Below are 20,741 nucleotides of genomic sequence, written 5' to 3'. Positions count from 1 at the left end.
TTGTTATTTGTTCACAAATTCGATATAATTTGATTGTGTAAAGTCGAAATATTTTATTAATATAAAATTGTATGATTAGGGGATATTTCAACAGAAAAGGGGTAATCCATCATGAAACACCTCGTACTACTAGGTGGTGGCTACGGTGGAATGAGAATTCTGCAGCGGCTACTTCCAAGCAACCAACTTCCAGATGATGTACAAGTGACATTAATCGACAAAGTACCATATCATTGCTTTAAAACTGAATATTATGCATTAGTTGCGGGTACAATTTCAGAAACGCATATTCGCATACCGTTTCCTGAGCACCCACGTCTCAATATTCAATACGGAACAATAACAAATATTGACCTCGAAACGAAGGCCGTTCATCTCGATGGCGGTGAAACGATTCAATATGATGATTTAATTATCGGGCTTGGCTGTGAAGATAAATATCATAACGTTCCTGGGGCAAAGGAATATACACATAGCCTACAATCAATTGAACAAACACGTAAGACATATGAACAATTAAATAGCTTAGAACCAAATGCAACAGTAGCTGTCGTTGGGGCTGGTTTAAGCGGCGTTGAAGTGGCAAGTGAACTTCGCGAAAGCCGTTCAGATTTAAAAATCTATTTATTTGATCGAAAAGATAGAATTTTATTCCCATATCCAGAGAAATTAAGTAGATACGTAGAAGAATGGTTTGTAAAACATAAAGTTACCATTATACGAAACTCTAACATTACAAAAGTGGAACCAAACATTGTATACAACCATGATGAACCACTTGAATGTGATGCAATCGTCTGGACAGCTGGTATTCAAGCAAATGAAGTTGTTCGAAACCTTCCAGTTGAACAAGATGGTAGCGGACGGGTTGTTTTAACTAAATATCACAATATTCCAAATAACGAGCACGTTTATGTCGTAGGAGATTGCGCAGCACTTCCACACGCACCATCTGCTCAACTTGCTGAAGGTCAAGGAGAACAAATTGTCCAAATATTATTAAAACGTTGGAATAATGAACCCCTTCCTGATGAACTGCCTGTTATTAAATTAAAAGGTGTTCTCGGTTCTCTCGGCAAAAAACACGGATTTGGTTTACTAGCAAACCAACCATTAATGGGACGTGTACCGAGATTATTAAAATCCGGTCTTCTTTGGATGTACAAATATCATAACGGTTAATACTTTAAAGGCTGCCTACATAGTAGACAGCCTTTTTCTATTCATTTTTTGTAACTACTCAGTCATTCTATGAAAAACCGACAGAAAAGCATTTTTTTAAATGGCCGAGAGGGACTGGCTATGTATAGGATCCGTCAGTGCCTTTTCCTGCCACGCGCAAAGTTTTAAAACAAAGAAAAAAGATGTTCCTTCTAAAGAGACTTTATTTTTCTATTTTTCTCTCTTTTTGATACGATATAACTAGAATCAGAAAGGAGCAATTTATGTTTATATTAAAAGACATCACATATAAAGATATTCTACACATTCCTTATTTACAGATTCAAAAAGAAAAAACAACTTGTATTATCGGTGAAAGTGGTAGTGGTAAAAGCACATTACTTCGCATGTTAAACGATTTACAATCACCCACATCTGGCACAATTGAATATAACGGAAAATCTATTTTAGATTATCCTCCCATTCAATTACGCCGTGAAGTTGTCATGCTCGGACAAACTCCGCCTATTTTTGATGGAACAATTAAAGATAATTTATTAATGGGACTTCGATTTTCTGAAAAGCCATTTCCAAATGACGATGCCCTGCAAGGCGCATTAACGACTGTTAGCCTAGATAAAAAATTAGAAGATAACGCCTCTTCTTTATCAGGTGGCGAAAAACAAAGACTTGCTTTCGCTCGTATTATACTAATGGATCCACCCGTCTATTTATTAGATGAACCAACTTCGGCACTAGATGGTGACACAGAACGCCGCGTTATGAAACAATTCACTCTACTGGCAAGAGAAAAGAAAAAAACAGTTATCTTCATCACGCACTCGCAACAACTTCCAGAAGAAATCGCAGACGATATTATTGAAATTAGTAAAACAAACGGTGCAACTAGAAAGGAAGTGCTATCAATTGAAGGGCGTTATTGAACTACAAATTTGGCAACTTGCAGCTGCATATATTTTCATCCTTATTTTAATCGGGCTTGTGAAATTAAAAGGAATACCGCGTGAGAAACAAATTACAATTGCTACATTACGTATGACAATTCAGCTCGTACTAGTCGCATATGTTCTTACATACATATTTGAAAATAGTAATCCGTTTTATACAATAGCTCTCATTACTTCTATTACTACATTTGCGATTTTCAACATTTATAAACGAATAAACCTTCCTATGTCAAAAGAATTAAAACGAGTAGCCGCCCTCTCCATGATCGCTGGATCAATCGGCCCTCTTTTACTATTTATCTTTGTCATTATCGGACACGATCCTTGGTATGCTCCGCAGTATATCGTTCCTATTGCCGGTATGCTAATCGGTAATGCTATGACAGGTATTTGCCTCGGGGCAAACACCTTTTTAAACAGTATGAAATCACAAAGAGACCATATTGAAGGGGCACTTATGCTTGGCGCAACTCCAAAACAAGCAGCTGCTCCGCTCATACGGGACGCTTTCGATTCTGCTATTTTACCAACAATTAATTCCATGGTCGGAATGGGAATTATAAGTCTTCCAGGCATGATGACAGGACAAATTTTATCCGGTGTATCACCATTTACAGCTATCCAATATCAAATTGCGATTATACTTGGCATTTCTGGAAGTACAGCTTTCTCTGTTATTATCTTCTTACAGCTTGGGTATAAAACGTTCTTTAATAAGCGGTGCCAGTTGAAAGAAGTTGAAGTACAATCATAAAAAAGACGCTCTGCAAGTTACTTACAGAGCGTCTTTTTTCTTTGCTAATCTTACGCTTTCTTAACGAACTGTGATTTTAACTTCATAGCTCCGAAACCATCGATTTTACAATCAATATCGTGATCTCCCTCAACTAGACGGATACTCTTTACTTTCGTACCAATCTTTACAACTGAAGAAGTTCCTTTTACTTTTAAATCTTTAATTACAGTAACAGCATCGCCATCTTGAAGAACGTTTCCGTTCGCATCTTTTACAACTTTTGCACCATCATTACTTTCAGCTTCCGCTTCTTGACCCCACTCATGGGCACATTCTGGACATACGAAAAGAGCGCCATCCTCATACGTATATTCTGAATTACATTTTGGACAATTTGGTAAAGTAGCCATAAATTCATTTCCTCCGTTCATTATTTATACGTAAAAATCAAATCGAATTTTTACATGTCGATAAAGTGAAACTTTAATAAGTGGAGGATGGAATCCCCCACTTATTATTAGTTGAACCAATCGGGCATTTACGGGCAGTTGACATCCCACCTACATATTTGCTGGCGCCCTATTCTGAGATGAAAGTCTTACTGCCCGTTAATGCGGGATAAATAAAATTTGTATAGCATTTCTTTATACTGCCATAGTCTCACGTTATTGACAAGCCTACCTCAAATTCTCATTTTTTATTGTATTTTACAAAATTTCAATTAGTATGGCGTTTGTTTACTAATGTTTTTCTCTTCTTGTTACATATCCTTTCTCATAAATAAAAAGAAGAATCTTCATTAGACTCTTCTTTTTGCGATACATCATTATCTATTTATATTAATACCAGGCATTCTCTTCAATATAAAATTGATACTCTTCTGCTTCTTCTTCATTTAACTTTTTATCGTTTAAATAAATTTCTTTCCATTCAAATCTCTGTTTATCTAAATACACAGCGAACTTAACCTTTACATCCTTTTTTTCCTCATAATCATAACCAGTAAATTCTACTATATCAAAACGTCCTTCTTTTTTTACATACGTCCATTTTGGATCATCAGTAAAAACTTCCAATGTAATCCCTTCATCACTTAAACGAACTACATCTTTTATATTTGGTTCCGTCGGTAAATACGATAACCCGTAACCAGCTGCACCAAATACTACAAATAATAACGCATTTAATCCAAGCATAATCCCAACATGAGTGCCACCCTTTGTTTGGAAGTAATAATTGTGTTGTGCATCAGATAACTCTTTTGCCTTATGTAAAACACGAACTGTATGCTTGTAATATAAACGATTCCCTTGCCATCCAGTAAATAGCATAGTTCCGAAATAAACAATAAAATCGATCCACATCGGGATATCTATAAAAACAGAGGTAATTAAAGTAGGAACTCCTACTAATGCAATAATAATAAATAATTTATACATCTTGCGATAAGCTAACCACAATAATGGGAAGAAAAAGGCTATCCAGTTCCAACTATTTCCCTTCTCGGGATCTTTTGCTTTCCCCCACTTAAAGTCGTAATATGCAGTATTATTTCTCACAACTTTATGTAACTCTTTAGGAGCTATCGCTTCCTGTAGAACAGTGTCCTTCACGTACATCATCCTTCTCTTATTTCTATATAACTTTATTGTATATCTATAAAAAGAAGGAATCTAACAAAAAATAGTTATATTTCATAAAAATGAACAAAAATCGAATACATTCCGACAATTATCCATTCTATATTCCATTTTACTATTAAATATATTAGAATACTCATATATAAGACATTTAATACACTATGTTAAACATCTTGTATATTCACAGAAAAGGATGTATCAAAATCATTTTGACACAACCTTCTCCTATTAAACTACTATTGTAATATGACCTAGCCTAAAATCTCGACTTAAGAGACTTCACAAATTAGCTCTCTACTATTTCAAACATATTTCCACTTACACAACTAATGAATAATCTATCATTAACTTCCTCAATTGATACAATAAAATCCACTTCAACTACATTTTTAGGCAGTTTAATTATACCTTTCGTTTCGCCAGATTTTGAAGTGAGAGTCTTACTGCCCGTTAATGCGGGATAAACATCAAAAAGAACAGTCTATTGCATAATGTTTCACATGAAACTATCTATATTTTAGATTATCTTTCGACTTCTCATTCCTTGCAAAGTACTTTTTCATTATATAAAAATAGTAAAAGCATCCTTTATATGAAGGATGCTTTTACTATTCACCTACCACTTCCCCCTACACTCTTCAATTACATACAGCAAATACCGCTTCGTCATATCAGCCCGTCTCCACCTAGAGAGCTTTCGCTTTCCTTCTGGATTCTGCCGCATTCGCTCTACTTCCCTTAATAAAGGCTCCCACTTATGAGAGTAAAGTTCCAACATGTATTGTAATCCTCTATCTTTTGAAACAATTGTTTTATGATCTAACGTATATAAAATACGTCCCATCGTAGCGACAGCTGATTCTACCCATTCTTCTATGAAAAATAAATAAGGACGCTTCGCTTTTTCAAACCAGTAATGTTCTACGTTGTATTTCATTGTATTTACTACATCGTCCCACTTTATTTGAAAGGAAAGGTCTTCTACTTCTTTCCCGCTAACTGTAATACCTTCATTTTTCAATGTCCACCATGTGACCGCGTTAATATCCCAATGACCAATATTAGCCTTACCATCTGCACAATACACGTACTCATTTATTTCATCATTGTATTTCCCTAAGTCAGCAAGCGGAATATACATACCGTCCATTCTTTTACCTAACGTACTTTTACTAATTTTTTTATGCAGTTCTATAATTTGTTGTTTTTCAGCTTCATTCACGGAATCACTTATTACCGTAACAAAATCAACATCGCTCGTTTCTATATGAAATGCTCCTAGCGCGATTGATCCGTAAATATATACCCCGACTATTTTTTCATCTAAAAAAATTTCTTTTAATTCTACTATGTACCGCTCCATTAACTGTTGTAATTCCTTTGGTAACGAGTGCTTCACTCCATTTTTCACATCTATCCCTCCATTAAAAAAAGCCTTTGCGAATTCGCAAAGGCTTCCTGCTTTATAAATATTTCTCGATTTCTTCGTAAACATCCTTCAAACGAGGATTTCCTTCTCCTACAATTTCTCCATTTACAAGAACGACCGGATAAAATAGATCTTCTTCCACTACGCGCTCTGCGAATGCTTTTTTATCTTCATCTTCTTGTTCTTGTTGAAAATCAATATACTCGAAATTAAATTTATTTTCTTGTCCTTCATATTTACGACCAATCGCCGCTTGTAACCACTCAAACGTTTCTGTTGAAGATGGCATTCCGACGCAACTCGCACAAATCACTTTCGTCCCATACACTTGCACATTAACCATTTCTTCTCCCCCACTTCTTGCCCTAACAGTATATTCAGATGTCTTAGTACATAAGCACATCATTTTACAAACTTATTCCATACCCCTATACTGAAAAAACACGTTGTACACACGATATAATATTTTGACAATAAAACAAGAAGAGAAAAAATAGATTTTCCCCTCTATCTTGATTATAATAAAACTGATGAAAGGAGTCGATAAAAATGGAAAACCCACATATGCAAGAACAAGTACTAGAGGTATTAGATAAATTACGTCCATTCTTACTTCGCGATGGCGGAGACGTTGAATTAGTAGACATTGAAGAAGGTATCGTAAAATTACGCCTTATGGGTGCATGCGGAAGCTGCCCAAGTTCTACAATCACACTAAAAGCTGGTATCGAACGCGCATTACTTGAAGAAGTACCAGGCGTTATTGAAGTAGAACAAGTATTTTAATTAAAAGCGGAAGCGGCTCGTCCAAAATGTGAGGAGGATGGAGCTTCTGACATAGAGGCGCTTTTTGCCTCGGCGGAAGAAGCGAAGCCACCGAACATTTTAGCCGCTGGAGCTGGATAACATCTAAAAGCAGAAGTGGCTCGTTCAAAGCTACTTCTAAGAAAAGAGACCAAATTTGGTCTCTTTTTTTGTACGCAAAAAAGACATACTCCCCTACACTATTAACATCATAAAACAAAATTGGAAATCCTTCTCAAAAAATGCGATAATTAATATATAGTGAATCGTTCACACATATACAGCGAAAAACATAGGGGGGGACGACGTATGCCAAAAATAGGGAGTACTTTTGTAACAATTCAAGAATTAGAGCAGAAAAAAGAATATTTATTAAGTCTTTCACCCGTTATACCGACATGGAATACGAGCTATCAATTTTTATTTAAAGAAATACAACAAGAATTATTAAAAAAGGTAAATGAAAAAATTGAAAGACACCACATTATTTTAACTATATGTACAGATCAAAAAGTAGGAGCATAGCTTCTTATTATATAAAGATAGACACGGGTATCTGTTGTGGTATAAAAAAAAGACCTCAATTGGTCTCTTTTTTATACGTTTAAGACAGCCAATCTAATTTCCTAATGCCTAACTTATCAACAGGTAAACGAAATGACTCGTAAAAATGATTCATAAATTGCTCAGTGCGCTTCACATCATGTAAAATGATTTCTAAACGGGCTCTATATATGCCTTTTTGTTCTTCGTTTCCTGTTTGATAATATCGTTCAATCGTTTCAAAGTAGTGAAGCGGGAACAGAAGCCTTGCGAATAATAAGCGCCAGCCAAATGAAGAGAGCGAATAATTACGTTCATAATCTGTAATGAATTGAACTACCGTTTGCTCCCAATCTTTCTTTTTTTCTATCATCATATAGCGAATACATTCTGCTATATCTCTACTTGGGTGATCATATACCCAATCAAAAGGAAGTTTTAAACGCTTCGTTTGCTGCCATAATAAAGGTGTAAATCGTTCTTGGCAAATTGTTGCTGCGTCAGTTATTTGTGGTGTATCGTCCATTTCTGTATCGACAACATATTGAATTGCATTTTCTGCAACTCCTAAGTAATACGGGAAGGATTCAATAAACAATTGATCGAATACGTCTGAAGGATGGTTCATCACTTGCGATTGCCAAAACCTTTCTAATTGGTCGAGCCTTTTTTCCCATAATGCTTTCCATTCACCAATGCGGCTTAATTGCTCAACTTCTTCTGGAAAGAATGCGCCACGTTTATGGAATATAGAAAGCTCACTTCCTAATGATGTAGCATGTCGCTCTAACATACGCATACCTTTTAATAAGCAGTAATTTTTTTCTTCTATCTCACTTACATAGTAGCCGTGTATAGTCGGAACGAAAGTCGAAACAGTTATATCCCCTTGCTGGTTCATATAATCACTGAGCTTTTTCATCTCTACAAGTACTTCTTCCTCCATTTCTCCAATTGGAACAAGTACATAAATTTTGTTGCGAATCCAAAAGCTTTTATAGGGGCCAAGGGGGATTAATTCTTTAATATGCATGTGATAATGCTCATAAATATGCTGAATCATCGCAGTCGCCACCTATGGTTTTTCTTTATATATATGAGCTTGTGCTCGCCTTTCATTCCTATGCACATGATAAAGCAACGAAACGTATACAAATACTAAAAAGAAAAAAAGGTGATAAACATGAAAGACTCAAATCAACTACAAGAAAGAGCATTACAACTATTACAAGAGCGCGGTGTAACAATTGACGATATTGCTGATCTTGTTCATTTTCTTCAAAAGAAATACCATGCAAATTTAGAGATGTCAGAATGTCGCTATAACGTTGAGCGTGTACTATCAAAACGAGAAGTACAAAACGCTCTTATTACAGGCATTGAACTTGATGTCCTTGCTGAAAAAGGAATGTTAAGTCAGCCGTTACAAGATATCGTAAAACGCGATGAAGGACTATATGGAATTGATGAAGTCATCGCACTTTCAATCGTTAACGTGTACGGGTCAATTGGCTTCACGAACTTTGGATATATCGATAAATTAAAACCAGGTATTTTAGAATACTTAAATGATAAATCAACTGGAAAGGTGCATACATTCCTTGATGATATCGTTGGCGGAATCGCTGCCGCTGCTTCAAGTCGTTTAGCGCACCGTGCTGAGCATTCAGAATAAGGGGTCTAGGCCGTCAGTCTCATACTGACGGCCTTTCATATTCCATAAGCATGAACTCTCTTCCACGGCTCAAAAAAAGAGGTCCTACTTGAAATCCAATGTTTTTATACAGCCTAATCGCTCTCTTATTGAATGTCGCTACACTCAGTCGAAACATTTTCGAATTCAATTCCTCAGTAGCAAATGCTATTCCCGCTTGAAAAAATATTTCCCCCATCCCTTTCCCTGTTAACTCCGGCTTCATTCCAAGCCCAATATCTACTACATCTTCTCCCCTATATAAATTAGCATCTCTTCCCCCTGGCACTTGTGCATTTTCTCCAAAACAAAAATAGCCGATGAATTCTCCATTCTCTCCGCAACAACCGTAATACGTTCCATCTAGCAACTCTTCTATTACTTCAGCATCTCCCGAAAAGCTATATAACGTATAGGGATTTTCATACTTCCACGTATTTATTTCTTTCGCTTCTTCTTCTGTTAACTTATGTATATCCATTCATCTCGCTCCTTATCAAATACTCTACTAATCTATATGTATTTACTCATTCATTTTCCAAATTTGATTCTCCTCTAATCGTAATATGCATAGTTACATACGCACACCCCTTTAAAAAATGCTACAATTTATTTGAATCGCTGTTGCTACACTTCTTGATTAAAGAAAAGACGTTAAAACGGAAATTAGCGTCTTATCAAACTCAAGCAATTGACACATTTTGTCATCATGAAAGACACTCGAAAGAGTGTCTTTTTTTCTATACCTGAGCAGGACCTGCTCATTTACAAAATTAATGCATAAATTAATATAACTCTTAAACGCATTATTCCCTTTCTATACGTTGCAGCGTTCGTTGCGACAAATTCGGATAATAAAAAGCACTCCAGCCAGAGTGCTTTTTACTTTCAAACAAGGAGGTTACATATATGGATAGTACTCTTGTATTTAACTTTGGCATTGGTATTGTTATCATTTTATTCGTCTTTTTTGTACTTTGTATGAGCGGGATATAGAACGGCTATTTTTAGCGTCTTTATTTTAGAAATAAAAAACAGGCAACCTCTTCTGAACTGACCCCATAAAGTTAGACAGGTCGTTTTATTAGGCAGCCTTTAGGGCATGAGTTCGGTATTGTACCGGACTCATGCCTTTTAATTTCGCCTTAATTCGTTTGTGATTATAATAATCGATATATTTTTCAAATTCTTGTTTAAAGTGTTCTATGCTTTCAAAATCTTTTAGATAAAGAAATTCAGATTTCATAATACCAAAGAAACTTTCAATAACCGCATTATCGTAACAGTTCCCTTTACGAGACATACTTTGAGTAATCTTGCGTTCTTTTAGGGCGTGACGATACTTCTTCATTTGATAATGCCAGCCTTGATCAGAGTGAATAAGGAGTTCGTCTTCTTCTGTCAATTGTTGAAAAGACTTCTCTAACATCTTCGATACAAGTGAATAGGTTGGTCTTGAATCAATTGTATAAGCGATTATCTCTCCATTAAATAAATCTAACATCGGTGATAAGTAGAGCTTCTCGCCGCATAATTTAAATTCGGTTATGTCTGTAACCCATTTTTCGTTCGGCTTTTCAGCCTTAAAGTTACGTTCTAAAATATTTGGCGCAATCTTACCTACTTTTCCTTTATAAGAGCGATATTTTTTCATACGAACTAAGCTCTTCAAACCTAACTCTTTCATAATTCGTTGAACTTTTTTATGGTTGATTTTGTGTCCTTGGTTCATTAACTCATCGCGAATACGGCGATATCCATAACGACCTTGGTGTTCATCGTAAATGTTTTGAATTAAGATCTTTAACTCTTTATCTTTATCCGGGCGATTAGAATTCTGTATCCAGTAATAATACGTACTTCGTGGGAGTTCTGCTAATTTTAAAAGTGCCTTCACTGGAAATACTTTCCTTAGTTCATAGATTACTTGCGCCTTATCTTGTTTGGTGATTTTTCCTTGTTTTGAACTAAGGCATTCAACTTTTTTAAATAAGCATTCTCCATACGCAAACGCTCCAATTCAGCTTGTAATGCTTCTACTGACGCTTCCATTTGTGTTTGTTTGTTGATTGATTTTTGATTGTCCTTAGTCATAGATTGACGCCCCTTTTTCTTCGATTTAAGGGCGTCTACTCCTTTTGATGTAGTTGAATGCGCCATTTTCTAATAAGTCCAGGTGAAGAAATATTAAAAATAACTGCCGTTTCGTTTGGAGACGTCCCATTTTCGAACATATAATTTAGTACGTCTAGTTTATACTGTGCAGAATACGTTGTATAGCCTTTTTCAAATGCCTGGATTCCATGATATTCAAATTGTTTTATCCACATGCGAACCACTTCGTGATTCGCTCCTAATGATTTCGCAATATCTTTTATACTCTCACTTCCATCTTGATAATGTATTACTGCATTCATTTTGTCTTCTGAAGTAAATTTAGTCATAAAAAAACTACACCTCCAATTGTTAGACTGTGTCTAACAATTGGGGTGCAGTTCACTTCCGGTTACCTGCCTTTCATTACATCTTCTCAATCCACTCCGTCAAGTTGTGCACAACTTGCGTCGGTTGTACTTCATATTCTGTTAACTTGTCCACAGTTGTTACTCCAGTGTGGACAAGAAGGGTATGCATACTAGCATTTATCCCCGCTAAAATATCTGTATCGTAGTTATCCCCAACCATTAAAGCTTCTTCTTTTCCTATGCCAAGCACTTTTAACGCTTGTTCCATAATGATTGATTCTGGTTTACCAATAAAGATTGGGTCCACACCTGTTGATACTGCAACAACTGATGTTAATGAACCGTTACCTGGTAATAATCCGCGCTCAGTTGGAATTGCGATATCCCCATTTGTTGAAATAAACGTTGCACCGTTACGCACAGCAAGGCACGCTTTCGCTAATTTTTCATATGTGATATCACGATCTAAACCAACAACAACGAAATCAGGATTTTCATCCACAAGTTCAAAGCCTTTTTCCACAAGTGCAGCGTGTAATCCCTCTTCACCAATCATATATACAGTTGCATCTTGTTTGCGCTCATAAATAAAGTTCGCTGTAGCCATACTCGTTGTGAATATTTGCTCCGCTTTCGCTGGAATATCGAAACGAACAAGCTTTTCTGCAACTTGTTCTGGTTTACGAGTTGAGTTATTTGTAACGAATAAACATGGAATACCGCGTTCTCCTAATGCTTTTACGAAGTCACTTGCTTCTTCAATTTGTTCTTCACCGCGATACATCGTACCGTCTAAATCAATTAAATAGCCTTTATACATCTGTTTGCCTCTCCTTCTATGCTAACGTTCATATCTATCATACCACTCTTATATTAACCCCTTTTTCAAAAGAAAAAAACGCTTTACCTTAAAGCGTCCCATAACGTTCATTTTTTCTCTTTTATTTGGTACGAACAATTACAATCGCCCACGCACATGTTTGCTAACGTCTTCACATTGGCATCTGCAAATAACCGCTTATACATATCTTTTTCATCTTCACACACTTGCGGGAATCTCTCTGCAATTTCCTTTAACGGACAGTTTTGCTTTTCAAGTATGAAAGAGAGTTCCCCATCTCGCTTTATTTGAACCATATAACCGTTTCTCTCTTGCATAGCAGCTACTTCTTGAACTTTATACGCTAAATTGCTTTGATTACTTATCCTCTTTTGCAACTGTTCTTCCATTCGTTTCGTTCTCGCTTGCAAGACGTGACGCAGCATTTTTTCATCGCCCATTCGAGCTAAATCTTCTAGCATATCAATAGCAAATTGCTTATATTCTTTCGGGAATGTATCTTCTCCCTTTTGACTTAATCCATACAAATATGTTGGTCGTCCGACATGCTGTCTTACCATCTTTGAATAGATTAGCTCATCTTTCTCCAGTTTACTTAAATGCCTTCGAATCGCCATCTCAGTAATCTCTAAAGCTTCAGCTAAATCTGCTACAGTATGCTCACCCTTTACCTTCAATAATTGTACAATCTCTTCTTTCGTAGTACGTGCTTCCCCCATATTTCACCCTTCTCCCTTTTCTTTCTCATATACAATATAAGATCCCCAAAGGAATCTCCGGGGATCTTATAAGCATAATTATTCTGGTACAAATGCAGATACAGGTCCTAATTCCTTTTCTAAATAACTACGAATATTCGTTGGGTATTTCTCTACCACTGCGATATTTTTTTGAATCGTCTTATATAATTCATCATGATTCATTTGAATATAATCTTGCGTAAGCATTTTTCGAAGAAGAATAATTTCTTTAATATGCGCTCCCTCTTCTCCACTTATAACTCTCTCGTCCATTAAAATATCAATAATATCTTCGTAACTTCCTGGATCGCGCATAATAAATCCATCAATCATCGCATTCCCTACATCTAATATACAATCGATAATAAGATGGGCTATGCGCTCTAATGCATAAAATTCAAACTCTGTTTCATATGTCTTTTTCTCTTGAAATGTATTTGTTGCTCGTTCTAAACATACTAGCATTTGTTCTATTTTTTTTCTGTCTACGAAGTACATGAATGTCACCTACCTGGAAATTAAAGCATTTACATTTTAATTGTAACGCTTTCTTCTGAAAAAATCGACAATTTTTCGAATTCACCTTTTCCTCGTTATTTGTTATAGTTATATTTGTATGATTTTTGAAATTGGAGGAATGCAACCTTGGAACGTGAACTCGCACTAGAAATTGTCCGTGTAACAGAAGCAGCAGCCTTAGCATCCGCACAGTGGATGGGCCGCGGAAAGAAAAACGAAGCAGATGATGCAGCCACTACAGCTATGCGTGATATGTTCGATTCAGTAAACATGGCAGGTACAGTTGTAATCGGTGAAGGAGAACTTGATGAAGCACCGATGTTGTATATTGGTGAAGAACTAGGAACAGGTAACGGTCCAGAAGTAGATATCGCCGTTGACCCATTAGAAGGTACAAACATCGTTGCGAAAGGTCTTGCAAATGCAATGGCAGTTATCGCAATCGCAGATAAAGGAAACCTTCTTCATGCTCCGGATATGTACATGGAAAAAATCGCGGTTGGTCCAAAAGCAGCTGGTAAAATTAGCTTAGATGATCCAATTGAAAAAACAATTGATATTGTAGCAGAAGCAAACAATAAAAAAATTCGTGACCTAACGGTTATCATCCAAGAACGTGAACGTCATCAAGATATTATTGACCGTGTTCGTGCAAAAGGTGCACGCGTAAAACTATTTGGTGATGGAGATGTTGGTGCATCAATCGCTACAGCTTTACCTGGAACAGGTATCGACTTATTCGTAGGTGTAGGCGGAGCTCCAGAAGGCGTTATTTCTGCAGCAGCATTAAAATGCCTTGAAGGTGAAATGCAAGCTCGCTTAGTTCCAATGAACGAAGAAGAAGAAGCTCGTTGTCGTGAAATGGGATTAGAAGATCCTCGTCAACTTCTTATGTTAGATGACTTAGTATCTGGTGATGATGCAATCTTCTCAGCAACAGGTGTATCTGCTGGTGAATTATTAGACGGCGTGAAATTCCTTGGCGGAGATTTAGCTGAAACATATTCTATCGTTATGCGTTACAAAACAAGAACGGTAAGATTTATTAAAACACACCACCATTTAGACCATAAACCACACTTAAACTTAGATATTTAATAAAGGAGCCATGTGTATGGAAGAACGTTTCTTTCTGTACGACGATACAGTCGCTACAAAAACGCGTTTCGTTAGCTTTTTGGGGGAAAATGAGCGTCATGATTTAGCGCTTCTATACTCCGATCGTCATTACGGTAAAACGATAGTCCTTGATATGCAAAGCAACAAATTTGCTATCATCGGTCCTGACGATTTAAATGAACAAGGCTACTTAGAGCATGCATTTTCGATGTCTGAAGAAAATGCAGAAGAATTACGCTCATTTTTATTTGAACTTATATAATTTATCTGGTGCACCAGCTATGTTAGCTGGTGTTTTTTTACAATTTATATTTCGAATTTTCAATCTTATGTGTTATACTTATGAACAAATCTATTTGGATAGAAAGGACGTTATCTGCGTATGCCAACATTTACTTTGTAATGGACCAGCAATTGGATAGTATTACTCTCAAAAAAGCACCGTGCTTTTTCAAGGGAGTAGTCTGCCATTCCCATTACAAAGGAACGTAACGCATCTGTAGTATGATGTTTACGGAGGTTCCTCTTTCGGGAACCTCCTTTTATTTTTGTCTCTTTCTTATGTCTTCATACTACAAGACATCCAAATAGCTGTATTACGTTTCTTTGCCACTACTATAAGAGGTGAAGGAAAATGCAGAAAGTACAACTTTCTTGGAGTTTATATGAAAATGAGCAAAACACAATCGAAAAGTATTGTAAAAATTGCAGGCGTACTACCCTTTTTACCGACACGAACATTCGCAGACATAACGCAAACGGAAAAAACATATACCGATTTGCCATTTATAAGTGTCCGAAAGATCATACGTGGAACCAAAAGCTTCACATTTATAAATCATTTACTGATCACGTCGAAACTGTCGATATGACTCAGCAAGAACAAACTGAAACAAGTACTACCATTTCCATTACACAATACAAAGAAAGTGGTATAGCCGAAATAACGATCGTATTAGACATCGTTTTTGGTTCCCACCGAATTGATAAAGTGCTATCCACATATATTTCAGATTGGAGCCGTACTATCATTGTGGATAAAATTAAAAATGGAGCTATCCAACTAAATGGACAACAAATGAAACCAAACAAAATGCTTTCTGAAGGTGATTACATTTCAATTTGTTTGTAAGGAGGACTCCCATGTTAACGGTGAGAAAAGGTACGATTGATTTATTGAACGACTTAGATGTAATGTATACAGCATGCAAAGAATTACTCTTACAAAACCAAATTTATCAATGGGATGATTCTTATCCTACGCGAGACCATATTTCCTATCATTTAAAACAAGGTGAACTGTATTGCCTGTTTGAGCATGATTCACTCGTTGGTGCTGTCGTGTTAAACGAGTGGCAATCTCCAGAATACGAACTAATTGATTGGTCAGAAACAGACGGACGCTTTCTTATCGTCCACTCTTTTGTCATCCATCCGCTCGCGCAGGGCAAAGGATATAGCAAAGTACTATTATCCTTTTGGGAAAGTGAAGCAAGACAGGAAGGTTGCAAAGGAATACGCCTAGATTGTTTTACAGGTAATCCCGTTTCATTAAGCCTATACGAAAAAAACAATTATATTTGCCGAGGTGCTGTTTATTTCAAAAGTAAACAGCCTCCTCATAATTGGTATAACTGCTATGAAAAAATCCTCTTACAATCGTAAGAGGATTTTTTCATTTCTTCACTTTTCGTAATACGAAGTGTGCACAACCGAAGTTACAGTACTCGTATAAATACTCTGATAAAGTACTAATTTTCGTATCATATGTCGAACGTTGATTACTATCATCAAAGAATCCGCGCAATCTAAGTTGCTCATAACCCCAGTCTCCAACGATATAATCATATTTATTTAAAATTTCTGCATAGCGCTCTTTAAGTGCTTCTTCACTAAAACCGTCACGAAAGTTTTTAATTACTTCGTACTGAACATTATTAACGCTCACCGTAGTATGAATCTCTTGCTTTTGCTCCATTATGAACTTCCTCTCTAAGCATTCTTCTTTTTATCGTATCACAAAGCATAACAACCAACAATTTCAAATACAAAAAATTGAAAATTAGTGCATGCTATGGAGAAGGAGGTGCTACATCGTGAAAAAACAAATTATACTCTCTCTTCTCACTCTTTCCTTATTTGCAGGCTGCCAATCAACTAATAAAGCCGAAATGGAGCGTGAAGAAGGAAGTCGTGTTCTTGTTTCCAACAAAAACGACATGTATCATACGGAAAATACAAATACACGGCTCACAAGGGTGGGCTATTCATCTAAACAAAAACATGAAGTATCTAACAAACAAGTAGGCGCCATTAACCGTGAGAAAGTCGCTGAAATGATTACAAGCATGACAGTCAAACTTCCTGACGTCACCAATGCCGCTACACTCGTTACCGACGACGAAGTGTTCGTTGTATACCGTGCAAACACAACGGATCCAAAACTCGTAACAGATCAAGTATATAAAACTGCTTTGTCCATCGTTCCTCGCTATTATAAAGCATATGTATCAACAAACCAAAAGTTGATTTCTCAAATTCAAGGTCTTCAATCTGGTAGCTTAAACGATAAAGAATATGAACAAAGTCTTGATATGTTAAAACGTGAAATGAGCGATAATCCTCATTTGAACAATACGGGGGATCAAACTTTAAATGACATGATTAAAAAATAAAAAGGTGGAGAAAACCTCCACCTTTTTACTATTTCTTACGATCCGCATAAACCTCCATCGCATCACACATAAACTGCGCTAAACCTTCACCAAACTTATCAATATTTTTCGTAAAACGCTCATCAGCAACATACATTTGACCGAGCCCCTTAAAGGATTCTAATGAATATTCACCAAAGTTTTGCAAGTAATCGTACCATACCCCGATTGCGGATTGCGCCTCTTTAGAATCAGGTGCTCCATTTCGAATTGTTGCTAGATTTCTATAAATATTATTAAACTCCTCCTGTTTCTCTTTAGACATCCCCTTCGCTGTTTTATTCGCTTTATCTACAGCCTCATCTCCCCATCGTTCACGTGCTTCTTCTTCGTACGGGTTATGACTAAAATCAAATCCTTCAAATTTCTCTTTATTCGTCATATCAATCTCTCCTTTTGTATGCTGAATTGTTTTATCAATCGTCGCAATCACTTTATCTAACCTAGCACGCTTTTCAAGAAGCATTTTCTTATGAAGCTGTAGCGCTTCTTCATGATCAAATGATGGACTCATGATAATTTCTTTAATCTTCTTCAAAGGGAAGCCTAGTTCTTTAAAAAATAAAATTTGCTGCAGTGTCTCTAAATTTTCATTGGAATACAGACGATATCCAGACTCTGTCGTCTCGTCTGGGGTTAATAACCCAATTTCATCGTAATGATGCAGTGTGCGCACACTAATTCCAACTAAATTAGCTACTTCTTTTACCTTCATTGTCATGTGTATCTCCCCCTTAGTACATACGATAAAGTATGACGCAACGTTAGAGTCAATAAGTAAATTCATTTATCTCTAAAAGTTTCATCTCTCCCATATTTCATGCATAATAGATATGTACATATATTAGAAAGCGGTGAAAGTATGGTTTCAAATACTGTAATTGCCAGCATCATATTTCAACTCGTTGTTTCGGTTCTGGTCCCAATTATTGTACTCGTTTATTTCCGTAAAAAATATAATATTAATTGGAAAGTGGTCGGCGTTGGTGTTCTTATCTTTATTGGATTTACCCAAATTCTCGAAACACCGTTCCACCTATTTATACGTGGTAATCCAGCAATCGCTCCATTTTTAGAAAATCCGTATGTCTTTGCAATTTATGGCGGACTAACTGCTGGTATTTTTGAAGAATTAGGACGCTTCGTTGCCTTCTTCTTCCTACTAAAAAAATATCTAGAATATAAAGATGGCTTCGCTTATGGAATTGGTCATGGCGGGACTGAATCCATTTTAGTTGGCGGATTCTCTGCATTGCAGACACTTATATTCGCTAATGCTATTAACAATGGTAGCTTCGCTCAAATGGCAGAAAAACTACCACAATTAAACCTTGTAAAGGATATGTTAATAGAACAACCTGCTTATTTATACTTCCTTGGCAGCTTGGAAAGAATTATGGCTCTTGTATTGCAAATTGCCTTCACAATGCTTGTCGTATACGCGGTAAAACAAAAGAAATACATCTTCCTCGTATACGCTATACTATTCCACGCACTTGTAGACTTTTTCGCAGCACTTTACCAAACAAAAATGATTAACATCTTTGTAGCAGAAGGAATTACTCTTCTCTTCGCGATTGGTGGTTTCATTCTTATTCGTAAAATGAAAGAGAAATTAGTAAGTGTGCCAGAGTAAAAAATAACCCACCAGTTGGTGGGTTATTTTTTATATGGATTTTCGTAGTGATGATAACTTTTCCCCCCTCGCAGCTCCCTCTTTGTTTCTGCATCTATAACGATGTACTTATGAAACTCATCTACTTCATCTTGAGAAAAGGAACCAAAAAAATAAACTTGGCGATCTGGATGAACAAACGAATCCTGAATCACCACTCTACTACGACAGCCGACAGCTGTTTTTTGTCGGAAGGTAAATTCTGCATCTTGTACTTCTTTCCATAAAATTTTCTTTCGAACACTATACGAAGCATTTTTGTATTCCTTATAGACCTTCTTATCTAACTGTTCATAAAATAGATTTTCATTCACAAACGATTTATTTCGATTGCTTGGATAGTCTAATTTTTGATTTGATTGTGCATATGTTGTGGACAATTGCGCGAGAAAACAAATACTGAATACAATGCATATCATTTTTTTCATAATTGCACCTCAAATTTTCATTATCCACATTATTTTTCCACATACTTAGATCACTATTCCGTTTCCAATAAAAAGGAATTTTTCCCACATTTGTCGAAGTATATATGGTCAACTTGAAAGATGGGGATGAATTATGAAGAAAATTATTGTAATACGACATTGTTCCGCAACTGGACAAGAGCGTAATGCCGAATTAACAAACATGGGAAGAGACCAATCAAACACCGTTGCTACATTCCTCATGGAAAATCATCTACAAATAGATCATATTATTTCAAGCCCATTTGTCCGAGCTATCGATTCTATTCGGCCATATGCCCTCCAAGCTAATTTATCTATTCAAGAAGATGAACGGTTAGCAGAACGCATATTAAGCACTGTTTCAATGGATGATTGGCTTCAAAAACTAGAATACACTTTTACCAATATAGATATTGCCTTTTCAGGCGGAGAGTCAACAAAACAAGCGATGGATCGCGCCATCTCACTTATTCAGGAAGTTTTAAAACTAGAGCATGACACAACATTACTCGTTACACACGGCAACTTACTCACATTAATTTTAAAGCACTTTGATCATACTATTGGCTTTGACACATGGAAAACTTTAACGAATCCTGATATTTATGAAATTACACTTGATGAACAATCTATCATAAAACGATTATGGGAAGCGCCATCCAAGTAATATCCCTTTCCAATACATTCAGTTGACACCGCGAGGAGATATGGTAGAACTGCAGTAAACATAGAGAGGGGTATCATTCAATATGTACGAAGACGTACTTTCTTTACTACATAAAACAAATGCTTCTTATGAAAAATTTGAACACGAACCAGTACTTGACTATGAAACAGATCGTATCGTTCGTGAAAGACTTGGTTTGCAAGGCACTCCAAGTAAAAGCTTATTTTTAAAATCAAAATCCGGGGAGCATTACGTATTCTTTACGTTAGAAGGCACTCGCCTCAACCGAGGAGAGATGAAGGAAATAACAGGAGAGAACTTATCTCTCTGTTCTCCTAATGAGCTAAGAGAAGAAACTGGTTGCACTCCTGGATGTGTAGCTCCTTTCGGTTATTCACAAGATGTAACGATTATTGTGGACAGTTCAATTTATACTTACGATAAAATTTTAATTACACCTGGTGTACCTGAATTTACAATTGAATTATCCACAGAGGAATTAAAAAAGATTTTATCCACATGTCAAAATAAAGTTTTAGAGTATAAGAAAAAAGAGAGCTAATGATTAGCTCTCTTTT

At 36.3% G+C, this 20,741-nt stretch carries 26 protein-coding genes and 1 pseudogene; 14 read left to right on the top strand and 13 right to left on the bottom strand.

Going from position 1 to position 20,741, the window contains the following annotated elements:
• Positions 1-111: 111 nt before the first annotated feature.
• The 3 genes from JFU18_RS18345 (at position 112) to JFU18_RS18335 (ending at position 2,883) form a co-directional block, all read left to right on the top strand.
• Complete coding sequence (locus tag JFU18_RS18345) at positions 112-1,182, top strand: NAD(P)/FAD-dependent oxidoreductase (RefSeq protein ID WP_002067895.1); 1,071 nt, start codon at positions 112-114, stop codon at positions 1,180-1,182.
• 263 nt (positions 1,183-1,445) lie between these two features.
• Positions 1,446-2,105, top strand: coding sequence for an ABC transporter ATP-binding protein (locus tag JFU18_RS18340; protein ID WP_002034567.1), 660 nt, complete (start codon positions 1,446-1,448; stop codon positions 2,103-2,105).
• Positions 2,089-2,883 (top strand): ABC transporter permease, encoded by a 795-nt coding sequence (locus JFU18_RS18335; protein WP_002191065.1) that lies wholly within the window; start codon positions 2,089-2,091, stop codon positions 2,881-2,883. The genes JFU18_RS18340 and JFU18_RS18335 overlap by 17 nt, the downstream gene beginning before the upstream one ends.
• Before the next feature lie 50 nt (positions 2,884-2,933).
• On the opposite strand, the gene phnA is transcribed toward JFU18_RS18335, so the two are convergent.
• From phnA to JFU18_RS18315, 4 genes are all read right to left on the bottom strand, one after another.
• Positions 2,934-3,275, bottom strand: a complete 342-nt coding sequence (phnA, locus tag JFU18_RS18330; RefSeq protein ID WP_002089332.1) for an alkylphosphonate utilization operon protein PhnA — start codon at positions 3,273-3,275, stop codon at positions 2,934-2,936.
• 429 nt (positions 3,276-3,704) lie between these two features.
• Complete coding sequence (locus JFU18_RS18325; RefSeq protein ID WP_002166528.1) at positions 3,705-4,478, bottom strand: DUF2628 domain-containing protein; 774 nt, start codon at positions 4,476-4,478, stop codon at positions 3,705-3,707.
• Between the two features lie 643 nt (positions 4,479-5,121).
• Positions 5,122-5,916 carry a nucleotidyltransferase domain-containing protein gene (locus tag JFU18_RS18320; RefSeq protein WP_201034451.1) on the bottom strand — a complete coding sequence of 265 codons (795 nt, stop codon included), beginning with the start codon at positions 5,914-5,916 and terminating at the stop codon, positions 5,122-5,124.
• 52 nt (positions 5,917-5,968) lie between these two features.
• Positions 5,969-6,277, bottom strand: a complete 309-nt coding sequence (locus JFU18_RS18315) for a YuzD family protein (RefSeq protein WP_000248598.1) — start codon at positions 6,275-6,277, stop codon at positions 5,969-5,971.
• Between the two features lie 206 nt (positions 6,278-6,483).
• Between JFU18_RS18315 and JFU18_RS18310 the strand changes: the two genes are divergently transcribed.
• Both JFU18_RS18310 and JFU18_RS18305 read left to right on the top strand, forming a co-directional pair.
• Positions 6,484-6,720 (top strand): NifU family protein, encoded by a 237-nt coding sequence (locus JFU18_RS18310; protein WP_000431159.1) that lies wholly within the window; start codon positions 6,484-6,486, stop codon positions 6,718-6,720.
• A 327-nt stretch (positions 6,721-7,047) separates the two neighbouring features.
• On the top strand, positions 7,048-7,263 hold the full coding sequence (locus JFU18_RS18305) for a hypothetical protein (RefSeq protein ID WP_002068096.1): 216 nt from the start codon (positions 7,048-7,050) through the stop codon (positions 7,261-7,263).
• 79 nt (positions 7,264-7,342) lie between these two features.
• Here JFU18_RS18305 and yutH read toward each other — a convergent pair whose 3' ends face one another.
• Positions 7,343-8,344 (bottom strand): spore coat putative kinase YutH, encoded by a 1,002-nt coding sequence (yutH, locus tag JFU18_RS18300; RefSeq protein ID WP_061690089.1) that lies wholly within the window; start codon positions 8,342-8,344, stop codon positions 7,343-7,345.
• Positions 8,345-8,464: 120 nt separating this feature from the next.
• On the opposite strand from yutH, the gene JFU18_RS18295 reads away from it, so the two are divergent.
• Positions 8,465-8,956, top strand: a complete 492-nt coding sequence (locus JFU18_RS18295; RefSeq protein WP_002015902.1) for a phosphatidylglycerophosphatase A family protein — start codon at positions 8,465-8,467, stop codon at positions 8,954-8,956.
• A gap of 19 nt (positions 8,957-8,975) precedes the next feature.
• On the opposite strand, the gene JFU18_RS18290 is transcribed toward JFU18_RS18295, so the two are convergent.
• The 5 genes and pseudogenes from JFU18_RS18290 to JFU18_RS18270 form a co-directional block, all read right to left on the bottom strand.
• Positions 8,976-9,455: a GNAT family N-acetyltransferase gene (locus JFU18_RS18290; RefSeq protein ID WP_002015903.1), complete on the bottom strand. Its 480-nt coding sequence runs from the start codon at positions 9,453-9,455 to the stop codon at positions 8,976-8,978.
• Positions 9,456-10,058: 603 nt separating this feature from the next.
• A pseudogene (locus JFU18_RS18285) lies at positions 10,059-11,418 on the bottom strand (IS3 family transposase).
• 76 nt (positions 11,419-11,494) lie between these two features.
• On the bottom strand, positions 11,495-12,259 hold the full coding sequence (locus JFU18_RS18280; protein WP_201034453.1) for a TIGR01457 family HAD-type hydrolase: 765 nt from the start codon (positions 12,257-12,259) through the stop codon (positions 11,495-11,497).
• A 107-nt stretch (positions 12,260-12,366) separates the two neighbouring features.
• Positions 12,367-12,999, bottom strand: a complete 633-nt coding sequence (locus JFU18_RS18275) for a helix-turn-helix transcriptional regulator (RefSeq protein ID WP_201034454.1) — start codon at positions 12,997-12,999, stop codon at positions 12,367-12,369.
• Positions 13,000-13,077: 78 nt separating this feature from the next.
• On the bottom strand, positions 13,078-13,518 hold the full coding sequence (locus JFU18_RS18270) for a DUF86 domain-containing protein (RefSeq protein WP_201034455.1): 441 nt from the start codon (positions 13,516-13,518) through the stop codon (positions 13,078-13,080).
• A gap of 147 nt (positions 13,519-13,665) precedes the next feature.
• On the opposite strand from JFU18_RS18270, the gene glpX reads away from it, so the two are divergent.
• The 4 genes from glpX (at position 13,666) to JFU18_RS18250 (ending at position 16,323) form a co-directional block, all read left to right on the top strand.
• Positions 13,666-14,637 carry a class II fructose-bisphosphatase gene (gene glpX / locus JFU18_RS18265; protein ID WP_002015911.1) on the top strand — a complete coding sequence of 324 codons (972 nt, stop codon included), beginning with the start codon at positions 13,666-13,668 and terminating at the stop codon, positions 14,635-14,637.
• Between the two features lie 16 nt (positions 14,638-14,653).
• A complete protein-coding gene (locus JFU18_RS18260) occupies positions 14,654-14,920 on the top strand; it encodes a DUF3055 domain-containing protein (RefSeq protein WP_002034592.1) in 267 nt (88 codons plus the stop codon).
• A gap of 372 nt (positions 14,921-15,292) precedes the next feature.
• Positions 15,293-15,790: a cytoplasmic protein gene (locus tag JFU18_RS18255; protein ID WP_085312701.1), complete on the top strand. Its 498-nt coding sequence runs from the start codon at positions 15,293-15,295 to the stop codon at positions 15,788-15,790.
• A gap of 11 nt (positions 15,791-15,801) precedes the next feature.
• Positions 15,802-16,323 (top strand): GNAT family N-acetyltransferase, encoded by a 522-nt coding sequence (locus JFU18_RS18250; protein ID WP_002034590.1) that lies wholly within the window; start codon positions 15,802-15,804, stop codon positions 16,321-16,323.
• Positions 16,324-16,333: 10 nt separating this feature from the next.
• On the opposite strand, the gene JFU18_RS18245 is transcribed toward JFU18_RS18250, so the two are convergent.
• Positions 16,334-16,636 carry a YutD family protein gene (locus JFU18_RS18245; protein WP_002015914.1) on the bottom strand — a complete coding sequence of 101 codons (303 nt, stop codon included), beginning with the start codon at positions 16,634-16,636 and terminating at the stop codon, positions 16,334-16,336.
• Between the two features lie 118 nt (positions 16,637-16,754).
• Here JFU18_RS18245 and JFU18_RS18240 point away from each other — a divergent pair, with 118 nt between their 5' ends.
• Positions 16,755-17,333: a YhcN/YlaJ family sporulation lipoprotein gene (locus JFU18_RS18240; RefSeq protein ID WP_002015915.1), complete on the top strand. Its 579-nt coding sequence runs from the start codon at positions 16,755-16,757 to the stop codon at positions 17,331-17,333.
• A 28-nt stretch (positions 17,334-17,361) separates the two neighbouring features.
• Here the strand turns inward: JFU18_RS18240 and JFU18_RS18235 are convergent, their stop codons facing one another.
• On the bottom strand, positions 17,362-18,093 hold the full coding sequence (locus JFU18_RS18235) for a MerR family transcriptional regulator (protein ID WP_201034456.1): 732 nt from the start codon (positions 18,091-18,093) through the stop codon (positions 17,362-17,364).
• Between the two features lie 99 nt (positions 18,094-18,192).
• Between JFU18_RS18235 and JFU18_RS18230 the strand changes: the two genes are divergently transcribed.
• A complete protein-coding gene (locus JFU18_RS18230) occupies positions 18,193-19,008 on the top strand; it encodes a YhfC family intramembrane metalloprotease (RefSeq protein ID WP_061690078.1) in 816 nt (271 codons plus the stop codon).
• 23 nt (positions 19,009-19,031) lie between these two features.
• Here JFU18_RS18230 and JFU18_RS18225 read toward each other — a convergent pair whose 3' ends face one another.
• A complete protein-coding gene (locus JFU18_RS18225; RefSeq protein ID WP_061690077.1) occupies positions 19,032-19,475 on the bottom strand; it encodes a hypothetical protein in 444 nt (147 codons plus the stop codon).
• A 133-nt stretch (positions 19,476-19,608) separates the two neighbouring features.
• Between JFU18_RS18225 and JFU18_RS18220 the strand changes: the two genes are divergently transcribed.
• Positions 19,609-20,163, top strand: coding sequence for a histidine phosphatase family protein (locus JFU18_RS18220; RefSeq protein WP_002034582.1), 555 nt, complete (start codon positions 19,609-19,611; stop codon positions 20,161-20,163).
• Positions 20,164-20,245: 82 nt separating this feature from the next.
• Positions 20,246-20,725 carry a YbaK/EbsC family protein gene (locus JFU18_RS18215; protein ID WP_002089362.1) on the top strand — a complete coding sequence of 160 codons (480 nt, stop codon included), beginning with the start codon at positions 20,246-20,248 and terminating at the stop codon, positions 20,723-20,725.
• Positions 20,726-20,741 lie beyond the last annotated feature (16 nt).

The sequence above is a fragment of the Bacillus sp. TH22 genome, from assembly GCF_016651015.1.
Classification (GTDB): Bacteria; Bacillota; Bacilli; order Bacillales; family Bacillaceae_G; genus Bacillus_A; species Bacillus_A mycoides.
This window is presented reverse-complemented; position numbering and strand designations above follow the sequence as displayed.